This window comes from Stella humosa (assembly GCF_006738645.1).
GTDB lineage: Bacteria > Pseudomonadota > Alphaproteobacteria > ATCC43930 > Allostellaceae > Allostella > Allostella humosa.
The window spans coordinates 723270-744753 of sequence record NZ_AP019700.1 but is presented as its reverse complement, the minus strand read 5'-3'; the positions used below and the strand labels follow the sequence as shown (position 1 = coordinate 744753).

18 protein-coding genes are annotated in these 21484 nt (G+C 70.7%); 10 read left to right on the top strand and 8 right to left on the bottom strand.

Features of this window, described 5'->3' with window-relative positions; all coding sequences use genetic code 11:
• Positions 1 to 87 precede the first annotated feature (87 nt).
• The 5 genes from STVA_RS03490 (at position 88) to STVA_RS03470 (ending at position 5201) form a co-directional block, all read left to right on the top strand.
• Positions 88 to 1107: a LacI family DNA-binding transcriptional regulator gene (locus tag STVA_RS03490; RefSeq protein WP_123694170.1), complete on the top strand. Its 1020-nt coding sequence runs from the start codon at positions 88 to 90 to the stop codon at positions 1105 to 1107.
• A gap of 166 nt (positions 1108 to 1273) precedes the next feature.
• Positions 1274 to 2530 carry an extracellular solute-binding protein gene (locus tag STVA_RS03485; RefSeq protein ID WP_170216664.1) on the top strand — a complete coding sequence of 419 codons (1257 nt, stop codon included), beginning with the start codon at positions 1274 to 1276 and terminating at the stop codon, positions 2528 to 2530.
• A 29-nt stretch (positions 2531 to 2559) separates the two neighbouring features.
• Positions 2560 to 3444, top strand: coding sequence for a carbohydrate ABC transporter permease (locus STVA_RS03480; RefSeq protein WP_123694174.1), 885 nt, complete (start codon positions 2560 to 2562; stop codon positions 3442 to 3444).
• Positions 3428 to 4291 carry a carbohydrate ABC transporter permease gene (locus tag STVA_RS03475; protein WP_123694176.1) on the top strand — a complete coding sequence of 288 codons (864 nt, stop codon included), beginning with the start codon at positions 3428 to 3430 and terminating at the stop codon, positions 4289 to 4291. Before STVA_RS03480 ends, STVA_RS03475 begins: the two co-directional genes overlap by 17 nt.
• A gap of 16 nt (positions 4292 to 4307) precedes the next feature.
• Positions 4308 to 5201 (top strand): endonuclease/exonuclease/phosphatase family protein, encoded by an 894-nt coding sequence (locus STVA_RS03470; RefSeq protein ID WP_123694178.1) that lies wholly within the window; start codon positions 4308 to 4310, stop codon positions 5199 to 5201.
• Between the two features lie 16 nt (positions 5202 to 5217).
• Here the strand turns inward: STVA_RS03470 and STVA_RS03465 are convergent, their stop codons facing one another.
• The 6 genes from STVA_RS03465 to STVA_RS03440 all read right to left on the bottom strand — a co-directional run bounded on the left by STVA_RS03465 (position 5218) and on the right by STVA_RS03440 (position 10656).
• Positions 5218 to 7008, bottom strand: coding sequence for an extracellular solute-binding protein (locus STVA_RS03465; RefSeq protein WP_123694180.1), 1791 nt, complete (start codon positions 7006 to 7008; stop codon positions 5218 to 5220).
• Between the two features lie 44 nt (positions 7009 to 7052).
• Complete coding sequence (locus STVA_RS03460) at positions 7053 to 7919, bottom strand: TIGR01459 family HAD-type hydrolase (protein WP_123694182.1); 867 nt, start codon at positions 7917 to 7919, stop codon at positions 7053 to 7055.
• Positions 7920 to 8011: 92 nt separating this feature from the next.
• Positions 8012 to 8359, bottom strand: a complete 348-nt coding sequence (locus STVA_RS03455; protein ID WP_123694184.1) for a DUF952 domain-containing protein — start codon at positions 8357 to 8359, stop codon at positions 8012 to 8014.
• Complete coding sequence (locus STVA_RS03450; protein WP_123694659.1) at positions 8356 to 8895, bottom strand: P-loop NTPase family protein; 540 nt, start codon at positions 8893 to 8895, stop codon at positions 8356 to 8358. Before STVA_RS03450 ends, STVA_RS03455 begins: the two co-directional genes overlap by 4 nt.
• 13 nt (positions 8896 to 8908) lie before the next feature.
• Complete coding sequence (locus STVA_RS03445) at positions 8909 to 9976, bottom strand: quinone-dependent dihydroorotate dehydrogenase (RefSeq protein ID WP_123694186.1); 1068 nt, start codon at positions 9974 to 9976, stop codon at positions 8909 to 8911.
• Positions 9977 to 10059: 83 nt separating this feature from the next.
• Positions 10060 to 10656, bottom strand: coding sequence for a PadR family transcriptional regulator (locus tag STVA_RS03440; protein WP_123694187.1), 597 nt, complete (start codon positions 10654 to 10656; stop codon positions 10060 to 10062).
• Positions 10657 to 10812: 156 nt separating this feature from the next.
• On the opposite strand from STVA_RS03440, the gene STVA_RS03435 reads away from it, so the two are divergent.
• A complete protein-coding gene (locus STVA_RS03435) occupies positions 10813 to 11958 on the top strand; it encodes a M20 family metallopeptidase (protein ID WP_123694189.1) in 1146 nt (381 codons plus the stop codon).
• Positions 11959 to 11999: 41 nt separating this feature from the next.
• Here the strand turns inward: STVA_RS03435 and STVA_RS03430 are convergent, their stop codons facing one another.
• Positions 12000 to 12404 (bottom strand): tellurite resistance TerB family protein, encoded by a 405-nt coding sequence (locus STVA_RS03430; protein WP_179955457.1) that lies wholly within the window; start codon positions 12402 to 12404, stop codon positions 12000 to 12002.
• Positions 12405 to 12482: 78 nt separating this feature from the next.
• On the opposite strand from STVA_RS03430, the gene STVA_RS03425 reads away from it, so the two are divergent.
• On the top strand, positions 12483 to 13427 hold the full coding sequence (locus STVA_RS03425) for an AEC family transporter (protein ID WP_123694193.1): 945 nt from the start codon (positions 12483 to 12485) through the stop codon (positions 13425 to 13427).
• Here STVA_RS03425 and STVA_RS03420 read toward each other — a convergent pair.
• The gene (locus STVA_RS03420; protein WP_123694195.1) at positions 13398 to 16172 is read right to left on the bottom strand and encodes an ATP-dependent DNA helicase; all 2775 of its coding nucleotides are present in this window, start codon (positions 16170 to 16172) and stop codon (positions 13398 to 13400) included. The two genes, STVA_RS03425 and STVA_RS03420, sit on opposite strands and share 30 nt — an antisense overlap.
• A gap of 106 nt (positions 16173 to 16278) precedes the next feature.
• Here STVA_RS03420 and STVA_RS03415 point away from each other — a divergent pair, with 106 nt between their 5' ends.
• The 3 genes from STVA_RS03415 (at position 16279) to STVA_RS03405 (ending at position 21461) form a co-directional block, all read left to right on the top strand.
• Positions 16279 to 17856, top strand: a complete 1578-nt coding sequence (locus STVA_RS03415; RefSeq protein ID WP_123694197.1) for a lysine--tRNA ligase — start codon at positions 16279 to 16281, stop codon at positions 17854 to 17856.
• Positions 17857 to 18090: 234 nt separating this feature from the next.
• Entirely contained in the window at positions 18091 to 19671 is a 1581-nt protein-coding gene (locus STVA_RS03410) for a M23 family metallopeptidase (protein ID WP_142235634.1), read from the top strand.
• Between the two features lie 140 nt (positions 19672 to 19811).
• Entirely contained in the window at positions 19812 to 21461 is a 1650-nt protein-coding gene (locus tag STVA_RS03405) for a hypothetical protein (protein ID WP_123694201.1), read from the top strand.
• Positions 21462 to 21484: the final 23 nt, after the last annotated feature.

The following is a 21484-nucleotide window of genomic DNA, read 5'->3' as shown; positions in this document are numbered from 1 at the left end:
CGCTCATCTGCACGCGTGTGCAGTTCTGGCATGGCCAATTTCTTTCTGTCAATCTGCGCCACCCCCGTAACCGGCAGTCGAGGGCCGATGAGCAGACGAGTGCATAATGTCCGATCGATCGACGTGGCGCGGCTGGCCGGCGTGTCGCGTTCCGCCGTGTCGCGCGCCTTCACCGCAGGCGCCTACATCGCCGAGGACACGCGCGAGAAGGTGCTGCATGCGGCCGAACTGCTGGGCTACAGCCCCAACGCCATCGCCCGCGGGCTGATCACCCGGCGCTCGCGCATCGTCGGCGTGGTGGTGGCGGACCTCTCCAACCCCTTCTATGCGCGGGTGCTGGAATCGATCTGCCTGAAGCTGCAGGACGCCGGCCTGGCGCCGCTGCTGCTGTCGTGCCGGCATTCCCGCGACCTCGATTCGCTGGTGCCGCAACTGCTGGCCTACCAGGTGGACGGCGTGCTGATCGCGGCCGCGACCTTGTCCTCCACCCTGGCGGCGCAGTGCGCGCGCGCCGGGCGGCCGGTCGTCCTGATCAACCGCTACGTCGATTTCGATGCGGTCAGCGCGGTCTATTGCGACAATGCCGTCGGCGGGCGCGAGATGGCCGACCACCTGGTCGCCGGCGGCCACCAGCGCATCGCCTTCATGGCGGGGCTGGAGGATACCTCCAGCAGCCGCGACCGCGAGAAGGGCTTCGTCGACCGCCTGCGGCAGCGGGGCCAGCCACTCTATGCGCGCGATGTCGGCAACTACTCCTACGAGGACGCCGCCGCCGCCGCGCGCCGCCTGCTGGCGCTGAACCCGCGGCCGGACGCCATCTTCTGCGCCAACGACACCATGGCGATCGGCGCCATCGACGTTGCCCGCAACGAGCTGGACCTCGTCCTGCCGCACGACCTGTCGATCGCCGGCTACGACAACATCGATGCCGCCCGGTGGAAGGGATACGACCTGACCACCGTCGACCAGAGCGTCGACCAGATGACCGCGCGCGCGGTCGAACTGCTGGTCGCCCAGCGCGAGCAGCCGGGCTCCGACCCGGTGCGGGCGTCGATGCCGTGCCGGCTGGAAGTGCGTGGCTCCACCCGCCCGGTGGCCGCCACCTGACACGCGCGCCTGCCTTGACCCGCGCAAAACGTGCATGCCACTATGCACACGAGTGCAGGTCGGGGTCACCGATCGCAGTCGAGGCCAGCCGCGCCCGCCCGGGAACCGGACCCGCCGCGCCACCCCTCGCCCGCGACCGCCCGGGCACCCCCAGGGGAGGAAACCAATGACGACCAAGGCAGCATCCTCGAAGTCCGTTTTCGGCCGCCGCACCGCGCTCGGCATGCTGGGTGGCGCCGCCGCGGCGGCGGCATTCGCCGGCACCAGCCGCACCGCCCTGTCGGCCAACGCGTCGATCGACGTGGTCCATTTCTTCTCGGGCGCCGACCACCCGATGGAGCTGGTGATCCGGGCCTTCAACCAGAAGAACACGGGCGTCACCGCGGTCAGCCGCCAGGAGGGCACGACCTACGAGGCGATCACCCAGAAGGCCATGGCCGGCATCGCCGCGGGCCGGCCGCCGGCGGTCCTGACGACGGGCTGGAAGCTGGCATCCTTCGCCAAGCACACGCTGGGCGCCCTGGACATCCGCAAGGTCGGCGCGGCCGGCGACGCGATCCTCGCCAACTATTCCGACGCCGCCGTGAAGATGGTGACGGTCGAGGGCGCCGTGCTCGGCATTCCGTGGGCGCTCAGCACGCCCGTCCTCTACATCAACATGGACCTGTGGCGCGCCGCCGGGCTCGACCCGGCCAAGCTGCCGACCACGGTCGAGGAGCTCTATCCCAACCTGGCCCAGTTGCAGCAGAAGACCGGCAAGGCGGCGCTGGTCTACGAAGTGAACGAGTGGCTGCCCCAGGCCTTCATCCAGAATGCCGGCGGCGACGTGCTCGACGCCCAGGGCCGGCCGGTGATGGACAGCGCCGAGGCCATCTACGGCATGGAGAAGTTCGTCGAGCCGCACCGCAAGGGGCTGTGGAAGCCGATCAGCATCAGCGAGATGATCACGGCCTTTCAGTCGGGCGCGCTCTGCACGATGGTCACCAGCTCGGCCCGCCTGTCGGGCGTGAAGGCGCAGACCAGCTTCGAGATCAAGCTGACCAAGACGCCAGGCCTGGAAGGCCGGCCGCGGCGCATGAACAGCGGCGGCAACTTCCTGTCCGTGCTGGCCCGCAACAGCGAGCAGCAGGCGGCATCGCTGGAGTTCCTCAAGTTCTGCGGAACGGCCGAGGCGATGGAGCTGTGGCTGAAGACCGGCTACCTCAACACGACCAAGCACCAGCTTGCGGTGCCGGCCGGGCACGAGGCCGCCTATGCCCAGCTTGCCGACGGGCTGACGCCCGAGACGGTGTGGCCGGGCGCGCGCGGGCTGGAGGCCCTGAAGGCGCACAGCGACTGGATCTCGCGCGTCGTCAACGGCCAGGCGTCGGTGGCCGACGGCATGAAGGGCAGCAAGGCCGCGGTCTCCCGCCTGCTCGCCTGACGCGCCGGACACCGTAACCGAGCGGACCGATGTTCGCCCTCCAGGGTCGCTATGCGGCCTGGCTCTTCATCGCGCCGGCCGTGCTGGCGGTGGTGGTGTTCGTCTACCTGCCCATGGTGCTGAACGTCGGGGTCTCGTTCTACGACTGGAACGTGCTCCGCGGCGACTTCACCTGGCGGGGGACCGACAACTACGTCTCGACCATGGAGAACATCGACTTCCAAAGTGCCACCACCAACACGGCGATCTACCTCGCCGTGCTGGTGCCGCTCAAGATCGTCATCCCGCTGGTCCTGGCCTTCACCCTGCTCCGGGTGCGCAACCCGATCCTGGTGCGGGCCTATCGCGCCATTTACTTCATCCCGACCATCGTCTCGTTCTCGATCGCGGGCGTGGTCTGGCTGTGGATGTTCAACCCGATCGTGGGCTTCCTCAACACGCTGCTGGAGGCGGCGGGCCTACCGACCCATCGCTGGATCAACGATCCCGACCTGGCGATCTGGTGCGTGACGGCGGTCGCCTTCTGGAAGGGGTTCGGGCTGAACCTGATCCTCTATGCGGCAGCGCTCGTGAACATCCCGGGCGAGGTGCTGGAGGCGGCCGAGCTCGACGGCGCCAACGCCTGGGTGCGGGCATTCCGCATCGAGCTGCCGATGATCTCCCCCACCCTCTTCTTCACCGCGATCACCACGGTGCTGATCGTGATGGACGAGATCGTCGGCGTGGTCGACGTGCTGACCGAGGGCGGGCCGTTCAACACCTCCTCCAACCTCGTCTATTTCCTCTACGAGCGCGCCTTCCGGCAGTTCAACTTCGGCGAGGCGGCGGCCGTCGCCACCATCATCATCGCCCTGGTCGCTCTGGTGACGTGGCTGCAGTTCAAGGTCTTCGAGCGCTATGTCCACTACCAGTAGCCCGCCCCCCGTCGACCGCGCCGCCGAGCTGCTGCGCCGGGTCGTCATCCACACCGCACTGGTGATCGCGGCCGTGGTGACGCTGTTCCCGCTGCTGTGGATGTTCACGACGGCGTTCACGCCCAACGAACTGGTGTTCCGCCGCAGCATGGGCCTGCTGCCGACCAGCCCGACGCTGGAGAACTTCGCCGTCGCCTTCAAGGTGCAGCCGGTGGCGCACTGGCTGGTGAACTCGATGATCACGGCGACCGCGATCGCCGCCGGCAAGATGCTGATCTCGATCCCGGCCGCCTTCGCGTTCGCCCATTTCCGCTTTCGCGGGCGCGACTGGCTGTTCGCGCTGATCGTCGGCACGATGACCATTCCCTACGTCATCACGCTGATCCCGACCTACATCGCGGTCGTCAAGCTCGACCTCTACAACACGCTGACCGGCGTCATCGTGCCCTCGATCGCCTTCTGCGGCTTTGCCATCTTCTTCCTGCGGCAGAGCTTCAAGGTGGTGCCGACCGAGCTGCTGGAAGCCGCCGTCATCGACGGCGCCGGGCCGTTGCGCACGCTGGTCTCGATCGTCGTGCCCAACACGCTGCCGGCCATCGCCTCGCTGACGGTGCTGAGCTTCCTTTCGGCCTGGAACCTCTATTTGTGGCCGCACCTGATCCTGAACGACGCGGAGATGAAGACGCTGTCGATCGGCCTGAAGCTGTTCGCCACCAACCAGGAGCAGCTCCAGCAATGGGCGCCCCTGATGGCGACGGCCGTGCTGGGCCTGCTGCCGGCACTGGCCATCTTCGTCTTCGCCCAGCGGTTCATCATGGACGCCTTCGTCCACTCCGGCATCAAGTAGCAGGACCATCCAGCCGATGAAGATCACGGTCGCCACCTACAACATCCAGTTCGGCCGCGGGCTCGACATGCGCTTCGACCTCGACCGCACCGCCCGCGAGGTGGCCGGCGCCGACATCGTCGGCTTCCAGGAGGTGACGCAGAACTGGCAGCGCACCGGCGGCGAGGACCAGGCGGCCGGCCTCGCCCGGCGGCTCGGCTTCCACTACGTCTATGGCTACGGGCTGGACGTGGCGGCGACGCCGGTCGCGGGCGCCAGCGGCCCCGACAACCGCCGCCGCACCTTCGGCAACATGGTCGCCAGCCGCTGGCCGATCCGCTCCAGCCGCACCTTCCTGCTGCCCAAGACGGCACTCGCCACCATCTACGACATGCAGCGCTGCCTGGTGGAGGCGGTGGTGGAGACGCCGGTCGGCGATGTGCGCATCTATTCGACCCACCTCTCCCACATCTCGCCCGGCCAGCGCCTGCCGCAGATCGAGCTCATTCTGCGCACGGTGGCCGATGCGCCGGCCAACGGCTCGGCCTGGGACGGGACCCACACGGCCGATTGGACCGAGGGCTGGGACGTGCCCGCCCTGCCGGAGCCGGCACTCGTGCTGGGCGACATGAACTTCGACTACCGCACGCCCGAATATGCCGCCATCTGCGGCGAGATGGACGCGATCAACGGCCGCGTCGTGCGAGCGACGGCGCTCCGCGACGCCTGGGTCGCGGCCGGCCACCGCGAGGAGGATGGCGTCAGCATCCGCAGCGACTATTCCGGCCATGTGCGGATCGACCATATGTTCGTGACGCCCTCGGTCGCCCGCCACGTCCGGTCGATGCGCATCGACGACGACGCCAAGGCATCCGACCACTACCCCGTATTCCTCGAACTCGACGTGCCCGAGGGCGGCTTCGGCCGCTGACCGGCGCCGCCCTGTCTCAGCGCGCCTGCCACCAACCGTCGAAGTCGACGCCGGTAGCGGGCGAGCGCGGCGGGCGACCGAGCCTGGTCGACCAGGCGATGCGGTCGACCGGCTCGTACCACAGCGGCACGACATGGTGGCCTGCCAGCAGCAGCCGGTCGAGCGCGCGCGCCGCCGTCACCAGCTCGTCGCGCGTGCGGCTCTCGACCAGGCTCGCGATGGCGGCATCGACCGCGGGTTCGGCCACGCCCGGATAGTTGCGGCTGCCCTCCTGGCGGGCCGCCTCCTGCCCCCAGTAGAAGGACTGCTCGTTGCCGGGCGACAGCGAGTTGGCCCACAGGTTGACGACGACGTCGAAGTCGAAATTCTCCAGCCGGCCCTGGTATTGCGCGCTGTCGACCGTGCGCACCTGCACCTCGATGCCCAGGCGCCGCAGGGTGCGCGCCCAGTGGAGGCCGATGCGCTCATGCTCGGGCTGCACCAGCAGGATCTCGAAGGCGAGCGGCTGGCCGGTCGCCTCCTGCACCATGCGGCCGTCCTGCGTGCGCCAGCCGGCGGCCGCCAGCCGTTCGAAGACGCGGCGTAGCTGCGCCCGGTCCTGGCCGCTGCCGTCGCCGGACAAGGCGGGCGGCGGCGCCTCCAGGATCCCGGGCGGCAGGCGGTCCAGGAACGGTGCCAGCAGGGCGCGCTCGGCCGGGCTGGCGGGGCCGGTCGCGGCCAGGGGCGAATTGTCGAAATAGCTGGCGATGCGGCGATAGGTGCCGTGGAACAGCATCCGGTTGGCCCATTCGAAATCGAAGGAATCGACCAGGGCGGCGCGCACCGCCGGGTCGGCCAGTGCCGGCCGGCGGGCGTTCAGCACGAAGCCGAACATGCCGGACGGGCGGCCGTGGCCGATCTCGGCGCGCGTCACCCGGCCGTCGGCCATGGCCGGAAAGTCGTAGCCGGTGGCCCAGCGCGCCGGGCTGGTCTCCACCCGCACGTCCAGCAGGCCCGCCTTGAACGCCTCGAAGGCGACGTTCGCCTCGCGGAAATAGTCGTAGCGGATCTCGTCGAAGTTGAAGCGCCCGCGATTGACCGGGCGGTCGCGACCCCACCAGTCGGGGTCGCGGCGATAGACGACCTGGCGGCCGGGCTCCACCTTCTCGACCCGGTAGGGGCCGGAGCCGACCGGCAGCTCCAGCGTGCCCTGGTCGAAGGCGCGCGCGCCATAGACGCTGCGCGGCAGCACCGGCATCAGCCCCAGGATCAGCGGCAGCTCGCGATCGCCGGAGCCGTCGAAGACCAGCTTCACCGTGCGCTGGCCGATGCGCTCGGTCGCCGTCACCTTGGAATAATAGTGGCGGTGGTTGGGCCGCCCCTGGCGGCGCAGCAGGTCGAGCGAGAACAGCACGTCGTCGACGGTGACGGCATCGCCGTTCTGGAAGCGCGCGGCCGGGTCCAGCGTGAAGGCGACCCAGGCCCGGTCGGGCGGCACCTCGACCTTGGCCGCGAGCAGGCCGTAGAGCGTGAAGGGCTCATCCTCGTTGCGCGCCAGCAGGCTCTCGAAGACGTACTGGCGCACGCCGCGCGCCGGCACGCCGCGGATGACGAAGGGGTTCAGGCTGTCGAAGCTGCCGAAGGCCGCGGCCGCCATGCGGCCGCCCTTGGGCGCGGCCGGGTCGGCATAGGGCAGATGGGCGAAGCCCGGCGCCAGCGCCGGCTCGCCATGCATCGCGATCGCATGGTCGGCCGCCGCGGCGGCCGTCGGACCCAACAGGTAGAGGGCGGCGAGTGCCAGGCGCAGGCGGCGCCAGGTGCCGGACATCCGACCCGCCGCCCCCGACCCCGCCCGGCGCTCGCCGCCGCCCGTCAGCGGAACCCGACCAGGGCAGCCGTCGGGCGGATGCCCTCGCGCGCGATCGCGGCCTCGATCAGGGCCGGCTCCGGCCGCACGCCGACGGCGGCGCCGAACTCCTCGGCATGGACGCCGCCGGTGACGAGCAACGAGTCGATGCCGATCAGGTTGGCGCCCGCCACGTCGGTGCGCAGCGTGTCGCCGATGGCGCAGATGCGGTTGCGCGGCACGCCCTCGAACATGTGCAGGATACGGTCGTAGACGCCGCGATAGGGCTTGCCGTGATAGCGCACCTGGCCGCCCAGCTCCTCGTAGCGCCGGGCCAGCGTGCCGGCGCAGATGACGATGCGGGGGCCGACCATCACCACCAGGTCGGGGTTGGCGCAGACCATGGGCAGGCCGCGCGCCACGCCCTTAGCCAGCCGCTCCTCATGGTCGGCGATCGTCTCGTCATAACCCCATGGGCCGGAATTGAGGATGAACTCCGCCTCCTCGATCGTCTCCACCCGCTCGACGTCGACGCCCTCGAACAGGTTCACGTCGCGCGCCGGACCGATATGGAAGCAGCGCCGCCCCAGCCCCTTGTAGAACGCATCCGGCCGGTCGCGCAGATGCACCCAGGTGTCCTCGCCAGAGGTCATGACGAAGTCGTACTGGTCCTTCGGCACCCCCAGCTCGACCATCCGCGCCTCGGCATGGACGGCGCGGCGCGGCGCGTTCGACAGCAGCGCGATCTTCTTGCCGGCCGCATGCAGGCGCGTCAGCGCCTCGGGCACGCCCGGATAGGCCTTGGTCCCGTCATGGAGCACGCCCCACAGATCGAGGATGAAGCCGTCATAGTTCTCGACGATGGCCGAGATGTCGTCATGGATCTGGATCATGGACCGCGGGGAAAGTTGCGGGGGAAGGAGGCCGCCGGTTGTGCCATGGCGGGGGTGGCGGGGCAATTGCGCGGTTGCCCATGCCACCGCCGTCACCCCGTCCCCGGCAGCCGGATGCCGCCGACCGGGTCGCGATCCAGCGGTCCGCTGGCCAGGGCGGCGGCCTTCGTCAGCGCGCCATAGACGTGCGGGAACAATTGCCCGCCGCGCGACGGCTCCCACTTCACCGCATCGCCCAGGGCCTCCAGGTCGACGGCGACGATGACGAGGCCCGTCTGGCCGGCGAAGTGCCGGTCGATGGTCTGGGCGAGTTGGGCCGCGGTGGACAGGTGGATGTAGCCGTCGGCGAGGTCGACCGGCGCGCCGGCGAAGCGGCCGTCGCGTTCCAGGATCGCGAACTGGTCGGCGGTCAGCACCTTGTAGGCGATGCGGTCGGTCATGATCGTGCTCCGCCCCGGTCGGGCATGGTGGCGAGGAAGGCCGCCGCCTCGGCATCGTCGTGCAGCGTCACCATCGGCACACCCGGCCCATGCTGGGCGACCGCCGCCAGGATCTTCGGCTTCATGTCGCGGTCGAAATTCCAGATGTAGCGCAGGAAGGCGAGGTCCAGCCGCTCCGGGCAGCCGGGCGCCAGGTCCGGGCGGGTGCGGCCGTAATATTTCCAGACGCGGCGCAGCGCGCGGCAGATCGAGACGAGGCGCGGCACCTCGACCCAGACGATGAGGTCAGCGCGCGGCAGGCGCAGGTCGAAGGTGTTGCTGAAGTTGCCATCGGTGATCCAGCGGTCGCCGGCCAAGGCCGCGGTCAGGCGCTGGCGGAAGCTCTCCCGGTCGGGCTCGACCCAGCCCGGCTGCCAGAACAGCGCATCGAGATGGACGACCGGCAGGTCGAGCCGCGCGCCGAGCATACGCGCCAGCGTCGACTTGCCGCTGCCGGACCGGCCGAGGATGACGATGCGTTGCGGGGGAACGTCCATGGCGGCCGCGCCATCAGCGATGGTCGGCGCCGACCGCGTCGGCGACATGGGCGAAGCCGTCGCGCGCGAGGTGGGCCGCCAGTTCCAGCTTGATGCGCCCCACCAGCCCCGGCCCCTCATAGACCAGCGCGGTATAGAGCTGCACCAGCGAGGCGCCGGCGCGGATCTTGGCATAGGCCTCGGCCCCGCTCGACACGCCGCCGGCGCCGACGATGGGGATGCGGCCCTGGGTCAGGCGCCAGAGGTCGGCCAGCACGTCGGTCGAGAGACGGAAGAGCGGCCGGCCGCTGAGGCCGCCCGGCTCCCCGCGCGCCGCGCCGGACAGGCCGGCGGGGCGCGACACGGTGGTGTTGCCGACGATCAGCCCGTCGATGCCGCTTTCCAGCGCCACGAAGGCGATGTCGGCGCGATCGTCCGGCGACAGGTCGGGTGCCACCTTCAGCAGCAGCGGCGGCGCATCGACCGGCACGACCCGCGCGCGGGCCGCCAGCACCGCCCGGGCCAGCGCCAGCAGCGGCTCTCGCCGTTGCAGGTCGCGCAGGCCGGGCGTGTTGGGAGACGAGACGTTGACGACCAGATAGTCGGCCAGACCCGCCACCCGCTCGATGCCGGCGACATAGTCGGCCACGGCGTCGGCCTGGTCCTTGTTCTTGCCGACATTGGCGCCGACGATGCCGGGCCGGCCGGCCGCGGCCAGCGCCTGAAGGCGCGTCACATAGGCTTCCAGGCCGCGATTGTTGAAGCCGAAGCGGTTCACCACGCCCCGGTCCTCGGGCAGGCGGAAGAGGCGCGGCTTGGGGTTGCCGGCCTGGGGCAGCGGCGTGACCGTGCCCGTCTCCACGAAGCCGAAGCCGAAGCGCAGCATGCGGGCCGGCACCCGGGCATCCTTGTCGAACCCGGCCGCCAGCCCGACCGGGTTGGGAAAGCGCCGGCCCCACAGGTCGATCGCCAGCGACAGCGGCTCGGCCATCGGGCGCGGCGCGGGCGCCAGGCCATACTCCAGCAGGCGCAGGGTCAGGTCGTGCGCCGGCTCTGCCGGGAGCGCGCGGATGAGCGGCAGGGCCGCACGATAGATATCCATGGGAAGGAAGCGGATAGGCCGAACGGCGGCGGTTCGCAAGCCGCCGTAGGGCAATCCGCCCCGCCCGGACCGTGCGTCCCGGCCTAGAGGCGCTCGATCCGGCCGGCCGCCTCGTCGATGATGGCCGCCACGTCGAACAGGATCTGGCGGTCGACGCCCTCGCTGGCCAGGCGCTGGTGCAGCACTTCCTTCAGGTTGTGCATGGCGCGCCGCACCGGACCGCCATCGACGCGCTCGCGCTCCGCCCCCAGGGCGGACAGGCGCGCGGTCGCCGCCTCGGCATCGGCGCGATTGGCCTCGAGTTCGGCGCGGCCGGCATCGGTGATCGAATAGAGGCGCCGGGTTCCGTCCGCCCGTGCCTCGGCGATGTGGCCCAGGTCGTCCAGCAGCGTCAGGGTCGGATAGACGACGCCGGGGCTGGGCACGTAGGCGCCGCCGGTGCGCGTCTCGATCTCGCGGATGAAGTCGTAGCCGTGGCGCGGCTGGTCTTCCAGCAGGCGCAGCAGGACCAGCTTCAGCTCGCCCGATTCGAACATCCGCCGGCCGCCGCCGCGCCCGCCGCGCCCGCCGCGTTCGTGCCGGCCCCCGTCATGGCGGCCGAAATGGCTATCGGAATCGTCGCGGCCGGCGCGGCGGGCATGGAAGCGATGGTCGCCGTCATGGCGATGATGGGAATGCATGGGTGCTCCCTTTCTGTCTTAGACAGCACTAAGATATATCTTAGTAAGCGTTCCGCAAGAGGGCGACGATGCATGCGCGCCAGAAATTTTCCCGATATGTTGGCGCCATTCCATCCCTGCCCCATCCCCTGCCCCATGCACCGGAGCGTGCCATCCATGAATGAAGCGTCGCGCAACGAGCCCGTCATCAGCGCCGAGGAAATCTTCGAGGGCATCCGCCAGTGGGTCTCGATCGAGAGCCCCTCGACCGACGCGGCCGCCGTCAACCGCATGGCCGACCATGTCCAGGACGGGCTGGCGCGCCTGGGCGCCATCATCGAGCGCACGCCCGGCCGCGACGGCTGGGGCGACATCCTGAAGGCGCGCACGCAGTGGGGCGGCGACGGCCCGGGCATCCTGGTGCTGTCGCACATCGACACCGTCCACCCGATCGGCATGATCGAGAAGCTGCGCTTCGAGCGGCAGGGCGACGTGGTGTTCGGCCCCGGCATCTACGACATGAAGGGCGGCGCCTACCTCGCCTTCTATGCCTACCAGCACCTGATGCGGGCCGGGCGGCAGACGCCGCTGCCGGTCACCTTCATGTTCGTGCCCGAGGAGGAGGTCGGCAGCCCGACCTCGCGTGCGCTGATCGAGGCCGAGGCGCTGAAGAACAAGTATGTCCTGGTGACCGAGCCCGCGCGCGACGGCGGCAAGATCGTCACCTCGCGCAAGGGCGTCGGCCGCTTCGTCGTCGAGATCGAGGGCCGCCCCGCCCATGCCGGCGCCCGCCACGAGGACGGCCGCAGCGCCGTGCGCGCCATGGCCAAGCTGATCCTGGAGTTGGAGGGGATGACCGACTATGACCGCGGCATCACCACCAATGTCGGCCTGATCAGCGGCGGCACCGGCGTCAACGTCGTGCCGCAATTCTGCACGGCCGAGGTCGACCTGCGCGTGCCCGACGCGGCGACCGGCGAGGAGATGGTGGCCCGCATCCTGGGCATCACGAGCGACGAGCCCGGCGTGAAGGTGACGGTGACCGGCGGCATGAACCGGCCGCCCTACCAGAAGGACGAGAAGATCGCCAAGCTGTTCGACCACGCGAAGATGCTGGCGGCCGAGATCGGCTTCGAGTTGGAGGATTGCGTCGTCACCGGCGGCGGCAGCGACGGCAACTTCACGGCCGCCGTCGGCGTGCCGACGCTGGACGGGCTGGGCGTCGACGGCAAGGGTGCCCATACCGACTACGAGCAGGCCTACTACTCGTCGTTCGAGCCGCGCGCCCGGCTGATGCTGCGGATGCTGGAGACGCTCACCTGAAAAGGGGGCGGTTGCCCGCCCCCCTCATGTCACCCAGTCCGTCAGGCCCGGGCGTAGCGCGCCCGGGCGCCGCGCTCGATGGCGGCCGCCGTCAGGCGGTCGACGTCGAGCCGGTGGCGGATCATCTCCAGCAGGCGGAGCTCTTCCTGGCTGGCCTTGGTGTCGGCCGCGACCACGTCGCAGGCCAGCGCATAGGCGGTTTCCCGCAGCTTGGCCGGCAGGGCTGCCTTGATCTGGTCGAGCGCCACGTCGAGCCCGTCATCCTGCTGCATGATCTCGGCACAGGCGGCCGCCGTGCGCGGCAGGCGCCCCTGCTCGAAATTCTGGAAGATCGGCAGGTGGCTGACGATTTCGCCGATCGTCGAGACCTCCGGGTCGGTCATGTCGCTGTCGGCGGCAGCCACCATCACCATCGTGTAGATCAAGGCGTCCTGGGGGGTGAGCATCATGGCGTCCGCTTCTGTGGAGTGGCCGCGGATGTGGAGGACTGCCGCGCGGATTGTCAAGTTACGGGGGTGTAAGCGGTGGAGGCGGTGGTCAATGTGGTCCTGCCGGTCTTCGCCCTCATGGCGTCGGGCTACGGCGCCGGCCGCCTGCGCCTGCTGGGCGACGCCGCCAGCGAGGCGCTGAACGGCTTCGTCTACTGGTTTGCGCTGCCGGCCCTGCTGTTCCACGCCATGGTGAAGGTGCCGGTGGCCGACGTGTTCCACCTGCCCTTCCTGGCAGCCTTCGGCGGCGCCTTCATCGCCACCTACCTGCTGGGCATGGCGACCGGCCTGTTCTCGGCCAGTCTGTTAGCGGCTGGCCCCAGCCTCGCCCATCGCGGCCTGCAGGGGCTGTCGGCCAGCTTCGCCAATACCGGCTACATGGGCATCCCGCTCTACATCACCGCCTTCGGCGCCGATCGCGCCCTGCCGGCCGTGGTGGCGACGGTCTTCACCGTCGGCATCGGCCTGGTGCTGGCGATCGCCGTGACGGAGATCGGCCGGCCCGGGCGCGCCCGCCGCGGGGTGGCGCGCGACCTGGGCCTGGCCCTGTTGCGCAACCCGCTGCTGGGGGCGACGGCCGCGGGGCTGGCGATGTCGGCCGCCGGCATCGGCCTGCCGCGGCCGGTCGCGACCTATCTCGACCTGCTGGGGGCGACGGCCGGGCCGGGCGCCCTCTTCGCCATCGGCCTGTTCCTGGTCGGCAAGCCGCTGGCGGGCAACCTGCCGGAGCTGGCCTGGATCACGCTCTGCAAGCTGGCGATCCAGCCGCTGATCGCCGCCTGGCTCGCGTTCGGCGTCTTCACCATGGACCGGCACTGGGCAGCCGCCGCCGTCATCATGTCCGCCCTGCCGACGGGCGCGCTCGCCTTCGTCGTGGCCCAGCGCTACGGCATCTATGTCGCCGGCACCTCGACCGCCATCCTGTCGACCACGGCCGCCTCCTTCGTCACCCTATCGGTGGTCCTGACCCTGCTCGGCTGAGCCGGCCTGGTCGTGGGCCGGCGGCATCAGGAAGCCGCGCGTCGCCTGCACCGCATCGGCCAGGCCCATGCGCACCACCGTGACGCCGGGCGGAAAGGCGCCGTGCAGGCGCGACGGGAAGGCGCGGTCCAGCAGCACGAAGACGCCGGTGTCGTCGGCCCGGCGCACCAGGCGGCCGAACGCCTGGCGCAGGCGGAAGCGCGTCAGCCGCTCGTCATAGGCGGCCCCGCCGAAGGCAGCCCGCCTGGCCTTGTGCAGGATGTCGGGCCGGGGCCAGGGCACGCGGTCGAACACGATGAGGCGCAGCGAGCGGCCGGGCACGTCGACCCCGTCGCGCACCGCATCGGTGCCGAGCAGGCAGCTTTCCTCTTCCGCCCGGAAGATGTCGACCAGGGTCGTCGTGTCGAGCCCGTCGACATGCTGGGCATAGAGCGGCAGGCCCGCGGCATCGAGCGCCGGCGCGATGCGGTGATGGACCTGGCGCAGCCGGCTGACGGCGGTGAAGAGGCCGAGCGCGCCGCCGCCCGACGCCAGGAACAGGGCGCGATAGGCGGCCGCCGTCTGGTCGACATCGTCGCGGCGCAGGTCGGTCACCACCAGCACGCGGGTCTGGCGGGCATAGTCGAAGGGGGATGGCACGCGCGCATGCAGGGCCGGGCGCGGCAGGTGGCGGGCCCCCGTCCGCTCCTCGGCCGCCGACCAGTCGGCATCGGGATCGCCGCTGCCGTCGGTCAGGGTGGCCGAGGTGACGACGACGCCGTGGGCGGGCTTCACCACCGCTTCGGTGAACGGCACGGTCGGGTCGATCCAGTGGCGGTACATGCCGACATCCAGGTCGTGCCCCTCGAACCGCTCGACCGCCAGCCAGTCGACGAATTCGACCGGGGTGTCGCGGGCCAGGTCGCGCAGCATCTTCTGCCAGCCGGCGACCTCGCCGTCGGCGCGCCGCGCGATGCCGCGGATGATGGCGTCGAGGCGCAGGCGGGTGGCGGTGTCGACCTCCTCGGCCTCGTCGTCGCGCAGCGCCTTCAGCCGGTCCACCAGCGTGCGCATCGGCCGGCCGAGCCGGGCCAGCGCGTCCTCCAGCGCGGCCGCCACCTCCAGCAGGCCCTCGACCGGCGGCCAGACGGCGGCCTCCTTGCCGTAGTTCGAGGCGTCGCGGTCGGGCGAACGGGCATGCACCTGCTGGCGCACCAGGGTCAGGAACGCCTCGGCCGGGCCTTCGGGCTTGCCGCCGGCCAGGCGCGGCAGCCAGCCCTCGCCCGGCAGGGACGCGGCCGCGATCAGGATGTCCTCCAGCGCGCGCTCGGCCACCTCGTCGCCGGTCACCAGGTCTTCCACCCGTCGGCGCAGGCCGCGGGCGCGGCTGCTGCGCCCGCCCTCGGCCCCGCGCAGCCAGCGCCGGAGGTCGGACGTCTCCTGCCCCGACAGGTGCGACGCGAAGGCGCCGTCGGCCGCGTCGAAGACATGATGGCCCTCGTCGAACACCAGGCGGGTCGGCAGCAGCGTGTCGTCCATGCCGCCCAATGCTGCCTGCACCATCACCAGCGCATGGTTGGCGACGACGATGTCGGCCCGGCGCGCCCGGCGCACGCTGCGCTCGATGAAGCATTTGTGGTAGTGCGGGCAGGCGGAATAGACGCACTCGCCACGCCGGTCGGTCAGGCCCAGGGTGCGGCCGCGGCCGACCAACTGCGCCAGCCAGGCCGGGAAGTCGCCCCCCACCATGTCGCCGTCGCGCGACGCCGCGGCCCAGCGCGCCATCAGGCCGAGCGGGATGGCATCGGCGGGCCGGCCGCGGGCAGCACCCACCGCCTCCTCGAAGTTCAGCAGGCAGAGATAGTTCTCGCGCCCCTTGCGCACGACGACGCGGCGCGCCTTCAGCAACGGGTCGGCATGCAGCCGGTCCAGCTCGTCGTCGATCTGGCGCTGCAGGTTGCGGGTATAGGTCGAGACCCAGACGGCGCCGCCGTTGCGCTCGGCCCAGAGCGTGGCCGGCGCCAGGTAGCCCAGCGTCTTGCCGACGCCCGTCCCGGCCTCGGCCAGCACGACATGCGGCTCGCCCGCGCGCTCGCGCGGCACGAAGGCGGCGGTGGCGGCGGCGGCATATTCCACCTGCTGCGGCCGGCGCTCGGCCCCCGGCCCCAGCAGTTCGGCCAGGCGCGCCTCCGCCTCGTCGGCGGCCACGGGCAGCGAGCCGGACGGCGGCTCGGGCGCGTGCTCGGACCATTCGCCCAGGCCGCGCCACACCTCCAGGCCCGCCGTCGTGGCGCGCTGGGGGTCGACCGTCTCGCCGAAGGCCGCCAGCACGGCCGGCGCCCAGATCCAGCCGCCGCGGGCCATGGCGCGCGCGATGGCGCGGGCATCGGCGTCGCCCTCCTCGGCCAGGTCGGCCAGCAGGCGCTCCGCCAGGCGCGGCAGCAGTTCGGCTGCCTGGGTGCGCTCGTCCGGCGGCTCGAAGCCCAGCGCCTGGGCCAGCCCGCGCGGCGTCGGCACGCAGAAGGTGGCCGGCCGCACGAAGGCATAGAGTTCCAGCAGGTCGAGACAGGGAAAGGAATCCAGGCCCAGGCGCCGGGCGGCGGCCCGGCCATGGACGACGTAGGGCGCGGCGTCCTCGACCCGCGCGCGCGCGGCCGCCAGGCCCAGCACCTCCACCCCACCGCCGTCGGCCGGCAGCCACGCCGCCTCGCGCAGGCCGACGACGAGGGAGGGCGCCAGGGGCGCGGGGACGGGCGACTCGTTCATGCCCCTATATATAAGGAGAAGGGCCCGCGCGGGGCGGCGTTGACGCTGCCCGCGCCAGCGCATAGCTTCGCCGGTCCTTTTTCCCAGCAGCAGCAGGAGACGATCGGTGGCGGACCCGGAGCAGCGCGGCCTGGCGCAAAGCGCGAAGGCATGGCCTTTCGAGGAGGCACGGCGGCTGCAGGAACGCTTCGCCAATAAAGCCCCCGACAAGGGCTATGTCCTGTTCGAAACCGGCTACGGCCCGTCCGGCCTGCCGCATATCGGCACCTTCGGCGAGGTCGTGCGCACGACCATGGTGCGCCGCGCGTTCGGCCTGCTGTCCGACCTGCCGACCCGGCTCTTCGCCTTCTCCGACGACATGGACGGGCTGCGCAAGGTGCCGGACAACGTGCCGAACCCGGACCTGCTGCGCCCGCACCTGGGCAAGCCGCTGACCGCCGTGCCCGACCCGTTCGGCACGCATGACAGCTTCGGCGCGCACAACAATGCCCGCCTGCGGGCATTCCTGGACAGGTTCGGCTTCGACTACGAGTTCCAGAGCGCCACCGACTGCTATCGCTCCGGCCGCTTCGACCAGACCCTGATGACGGTGCTGCAGCGCTACGACGAGGTAATGGCGGTGATGCTGCCGAGCCTGGGGGCGGAGCGCCAGGCGACCTACAGCCCGTTCCTGCCGATCAGCCCCAGCACCGGCCGCGTCCTCCAGGTGCCGATCACCCACCGCGACGTCGATGCCGGCACCATCGTCTTCCAGGACGAGGACGGACGGACGGTCGAGCAGCCGGTGACGGGCGGCCACTGCAAGCTGCAATGGAAGTGCGACTGGGCCATGCGCTGGGTGGCGCTGGGCGTCGATTACGAGATGGCGGGCAAGGACCTGATCGACAGCGTGCGTCTGTCCGGCCAGATCGCGCGCATCCTGGGCGCGGTGCCGCCCGAAGGCTTCAACTACGAGCTGTTCCTGGACGACAGCGGCCAGAAGATCTCCAAGTCGCGCGGCAACGGCCTGTCGGTGGAGGACTGGCTGGCCTACGCGCCGCCGGAATCGCTGTCGCTCTTCATGTACCAGCAGCCGCGCCGGGCCAAGCGGCTCTATTTCGACGTCATCCCGCGGGCGGTCGACGAGTACCTGACGTTCCTGGAGAAGTACCCGAACGAGGCGCCCGCCGCCCGGCTGGAGAACCCGGCCTGGCACATCCATGGCGACAACACGCCCGCGGCCGACGTGCCGCTGACCTTCGGCGTGCTGCTGAACCTGGTCGGCGTCGCCCATGCCGAGACCAAGGATGTGCTGTGGGGCTTCATCAGCCGCTACGCCCCCGGCACGACGCCGGACAATGCGCCCGCCCTCGACCGGCTGGCCGGCTACGCTGTCCGCTACTACCAGGACATCATCAAGCCCAAGCAGAACCCGCGGGCACCGACCGACGTCGAGCGGGCCGCACTGGAGGACCTGGTGGCGACCCTGGAAGCGCTGCCGCCGGGCGCCGACGCCACGGCCATCCAGAACGCCATCTACGAGATCGGCAAGCGCCACCCCTTCGCCCAGCTCCGCGACTGGTTCAAGGCGATGTACGAGGTGCTGTTCGGGCAGAGCGAGGGGCCGCGCATGGGCTCCTTCATCGTCCTGTTCGGCGTGGCCGAAACCATCGCCCTGGTGCGCGACGCGCTCACCCGCGAGTGATTCGCGCCGGACGGCGGCCGGGTCGAAGCCTAGTCGTCGTCTTTTTTCGCAGGCGCAGCATGGGATCACTCGGCCGAATCAATCGATTTTGCCTGCATTCCGGTGACGTCAAGAGCGTCGTTTGCCGCACCCGTCCACAGATGGTTGTTTGACACGCCCTGTGGCTTTCGTAACAATCGTTCACAAAGGCGGGTTGGGGGCCCGCCGGTGGTATCACCGGGCTTGGAGGGGGGCATGGGTAGAGTTGGATCGCGCGGGGTCTTCGCGTCATTCTGGGGGAAGACTTCGGCGTTCGTGCTCGCCGCCGCCATCGCCGCGGTTCTTCCAGGCGAAAGTCCGGCCTCCGCCGCCACGGCCAAGCAGGCCATAACCCCGCAGAAGAAGCCGCCGCCGGCCAAGATGGTCCTGGCCCTGCCGCAAGCCAAGCCGGGTCTTGCCAAGGCCGCCCCGGCCCGCCCGGGGGTCAAGCCGCTGACACTCCCGGCCAAGGCGCCAGCCGCCAAGCCGACGCCGCCGGGCAAGACGACCAAGGCCGCCGCCAAGCTGCCGCCCGCCAAGCCCCAGGGGCGCGACGCCAAGGGCAAGCCGCTATCGAAGAACGCCCCGGCCCCCAAGATCGTTCCCGCCCGTGCCGGCGGATATCTGGCCCTTCCAGCCCCCGCTGCTCCCGCCGCCAGCAAGAGCCTCTACCGCACGGCATCGGCCACGGCCGCGCCCGCCCCGCGCGACCGTCGGGTCATCGCCCTCATCGAGGATGACGAGACCCTGATCGACGTGCTGGTGCGCGAGAACGTCAATCCCGACGACCTGATTGCCGCCGTCGATGCCTTCGAGGACATCGAGGAGCGCGCCCGCCTGGTGCGCGGCGACCGCATCGAACTGGTGATCGACGGCGCCAACGACGCCGGCGAGCGCAACCTGACGGCCCTGCGCGTGGTCCGGGCGCAGGGCGGCGACGCCATGCTGGTGCGCAGCGCCGACGGCACCTTCACCGCGTCCGAGGGCAAGGACACACGCGCCGCCACCCTGGTCACCATGACCGGCAGCGTCTCGGCCGACTGGCGCGCCTCGCTCGCCACCGCCGAGGTGCCGCCCGCCCTGGCCGAGGAGGTCGACCGCCTGCTGGCGCTCGACCCGGACCTGCCGCGGCCGGTGCCGCGCGGGTCGGCCTTCGAGATCCTGGCCGAGCGTCGCGACGGCCAGGACCGCGGCACCAGCTATATCGCGCGCTACATCGGCGTGCGCGTCGCCGGGCACGACCATCGCATCTATCGCTACATGCCCCACGACGGGGCGGCCGGCTATTTCGACGAGCGCGGCCGCAGCGTGGCGCCGTTGACGCTCACCATGCCGGTGGCCGACGCCCGCCTGACCTCCGAATTCGGCTGGCGCCGCCACCCCAAGCTGAAGCGCCGCATGTTCCACCGCGGCATCGACTTGGCCGCGCCGATCGGCACGCCCATCGTCGCGTCCGCCGACGGCGTCGTCGAATGGGCCGGCTGGCGCGGCGCCTATGGCCGCTATGTCCGCATCAACCATGGCGGGGGCCTGGCGACGGCCTATGGCCACCTCAGCGACTACGCCCCCGGCGTCACCGAACTGGCAACCGTCCGCCAGGGCGAAGTGATCGGCTATGTCGGCTCGTCCGGCCGCTCGACCGGCCCGCACCTGGATTTCTCGGTGCTGGTCGACGGGCAGGCCACCAACCCGATGCACGCGCTGATGCCGGCGCCCCGCGACCTGCGCGGGCCGGAGCTGACGGCCTTCCGCGAGCATGTGGCGCAGCTGCACGGGGTGGCCCAGGTCACCCCCTGATCCCGGCGTCGGCGCCCTGCGGCAAGTCGGCCGTTGATGACGGATATCCGGCGGAATAGGCTGCCCCGCGGCGCGTTATCCGCCTGTCGGGTGCCACAGGTGCCTGAACATCAACCTTCAGGCGTACGGCGGCTCCCGTTATGACGACCTATGATCCCGGTGAAGTTGGGCGCAGCCGCTCCATCGACTCCGGCATTCCCGCCACGGGCTGGCGCCACCTCGTCACGGCCAGCGACCTTACCGGGCGGCTGGCCCTGGCCGGCGCCATCGCCGTCGGCCTGGCGGTGCCGCTGATCTGGGTCGCGGCCCAGTTCTATGCGCCGATCGACCACGACACCGGCGCCATCCTCTATTTCTCGGACCGCTGGTGGGCGGGCGAGCGGCTCTATGTCGACCTGATCGACGTCAACCCGCCGCTGGTCTTCATCCTGGGCCTGCTGCCGGTGCTGATCCGGCAATGGACCGGCCTGCCGGAGCCGGCCGCCCTCATCGCCTGCGTCGCCGCCACCTCGATCCTGTCCACCTTCGTCGTGTGGCGGCTGCTCGCCTGGCGGGCCGGCCAGCTCGGCCGCGGCGAGCCCGGCACGCTGACCTCCATCCTGGTCCCGCTGGCGCTCCTGTTCGCGCTGCTGACCCCGGGCGAGCTCGGCCAGCGCGAGCACCTGATGGTGGTGCTGACCGTCCCCTACGTCGTGCTGACCGCACTGCGGCTGGAAGGCCGGCGGGTGCCGCTGGTGATCGCGCTGGGCATCGCGATGGCGGCCGCGGCGGGCTTCGCGCTGAAGCCGTTCTTCCTGCTCGTGCCGGCGCTGATCGAGCTCTTCGTGCTCTGGGTCCGCCGTGGCCAGGCCCTGCGCGACCCGGTGCCGTGGACCATGGGCGCCATGTGGGCGGCGTATGTCGGGCTGACGCTCCTGGCCTTCCCCGAGTATGGCGACGTCATCCTGCCGATGACGCTGGAGTTCTATTCCCGCCTGGGCGATTCCAGCCCGCTCGTCGCCTTCAACCGCGGCTTCCTGCCGATCGAAGCCGGGATCGGCGTGCTGGCGATCGTCACCGTGCTGATGGTGCGCTCGCGCCTGTGCCAGACGCTGGCGCTCTTCGCCATCGGCACCGCCATCACCACGATCGTGCAGGGCAAGGGCTGGTCGCACCAGTGGCTGCATGCCGACCTGGCCTTCATCCTGCTGGGGGCGGCCGTCCTGGCGGCGGCCGCCGAGCGCTACGGCCCGACCGACATCCTGCGCCAGCGGCGCCTGGGCGCCACGCTGGCGATCAGCGTGCTGGCCTTCTCCTACGTCGCCGCCAACAACGACCAGCCGCCGTGGTTCCGGGTCGACCGCATGGGCTATGACGGCCGCCTCGGCCGGCAGATCGCGCTGGTCGACGCCGAGCAGAACAAGGACCATTTCCTGGCCCTGTCGCCCGGGATCTATCCGTTCTTCCCGATGGTCAACTACACCGGGACGCGGATGGCCAGCCCCTACATGAGCATGTGGGTGCTGCAGGGCGTGTACAAATACTGCCCCGCCAGCGGCCCGCAGCGCTTCAACCCGGTCGACCAGATGTCGGCGGCCGAGCGCCGGGTCTACGACACGGTGTCGGACGGGCTGGTGATGCACAAGCCGACCCTGGTCGTCATCGACCGCATCCCCGGCATGCCGACCTGCGACGGCAAGGTCTTCGACTACCTAGCCTACTTCATGCAAAATTCGAAGTTCGCGGCCGAGTTCATGAACTACGACATGTACAAGGTGTTCGACCGCTACATCGTCTATCGCCGGCGCTAGCGTCGGCGGCCTCCCCCTTCCCC

Bases quoted from the DNA above. Each gene is read 5' to 3' on its own strand.
- STVA_RS03405 (WP_123694201.1), top strand. From the start codon at position 19,812: ATGACGACCTATGATCCCGGTGAAGTTGGGCGCAGCCGCTCCATCGAC.
- STVA_RS03410 (WP_142235634.1), top strand. From the start codon at position 18,091: ATGGGTAGAGTTGGATCGCGCGGGGTCTTCGCGTCATTCTGGGGGAAG.
- STVA_RS03420 (WP_123694195.1), bottom strand. From the start codon at position 16,172: ATGAACGAGTCGCCCGTCCCCGCGCCCCTGGCGCCCTCCCTCGTCGTC.
- STVA_RS03430 (WP_179955457.1), bottom strand. From the start codon at position 12,404: ATGCTCACCCCCCAGGACGCCTTGATCTACACGATGGTGATGGTGGCT.
- STVA_RS03445 (WP_123694186.1), bottom strand. From the start codon at position 9,976: ATGGATATCTATCGTGCGGCCCTGCCGCTCATCCGCGCGCTCCCGGCA.
- STVA_RS03440 (WP_123694187.1), bottom strand. From the start codon at position 10,656: ATGCATTCCCATCATCGCCATGACGGCGACCATCGCTTCCATGCCCGC.
- STVA_RS03455 (WP_123694184.1), bottom strand. From the start codon at position 8,359: ATGACCGACCGCATCGCCTACAAGGTGCTGACCGCCGACCAGTTCGCG.
- STVA_RS03450 (WP_123694659.1), bottom strand. From the start codon at position 8,895: ATGGACGTTCCCCCGCAACGCATCGTCATCCTCGGCCGGTCCGGCAGC.
- STVA_RS03470 (WP_123694178.1), top strand. From the start codon at position 4,308: ATGAAGATCACGGTCGCCACCTACAACATCCAGTTCGGCCGCGGGCTC.
- STVA_RS03465 (WP_123694180.1), bottom strand. From the start codon at position 7,008: ATGTCCGGCACCTGGCGCCGCCTGCGCCTGGCACTCGCCGCCCTCTAC.
- STVA_RS03475 (WP_123694176.1), top strand. From the start codon at position 3,428: ATGTCCACTACCAGTAGCCCGCCCCCCGTCGACCGCGCCGCCGAGCTG.
- STVA_RS03435 (WP_123694189.1), top strand. From the start codon at position 10,813: ATGAATGAAGCGTCGCGCAACGAGCCCGTCATCAGCGCCGAGGAAATC.
- STVA_RS03480 (WP_123694174.1), top strand. From the start codon at position 2,560: ATGTTCGCCCTCCAGGGTCGCTATGCGGCCTGGCTCTTCATCGCGCCG.
- STVA_RS03485 (WP_170216664.1), top strand. From the start codon at position 1,274: ATGACGACCAAGGCAGCATCCTCGAAGTCCGTTTTCGGCCGCCGCACC.
- STVA_RS03460 (WP_123694182.1), bottom strand. From the start codon at position 7,919: ATGATCCAGATCCATGACGACATCTCGGCCATCGTCGAGAACTATGAC.
- STVA_RS03490 (WP_123694170.1), top strand. From the start codon at position 88: ATGAGCAGACGAGTGCATAATGTCCGATCGATCGACGTGGCGCGGCTG.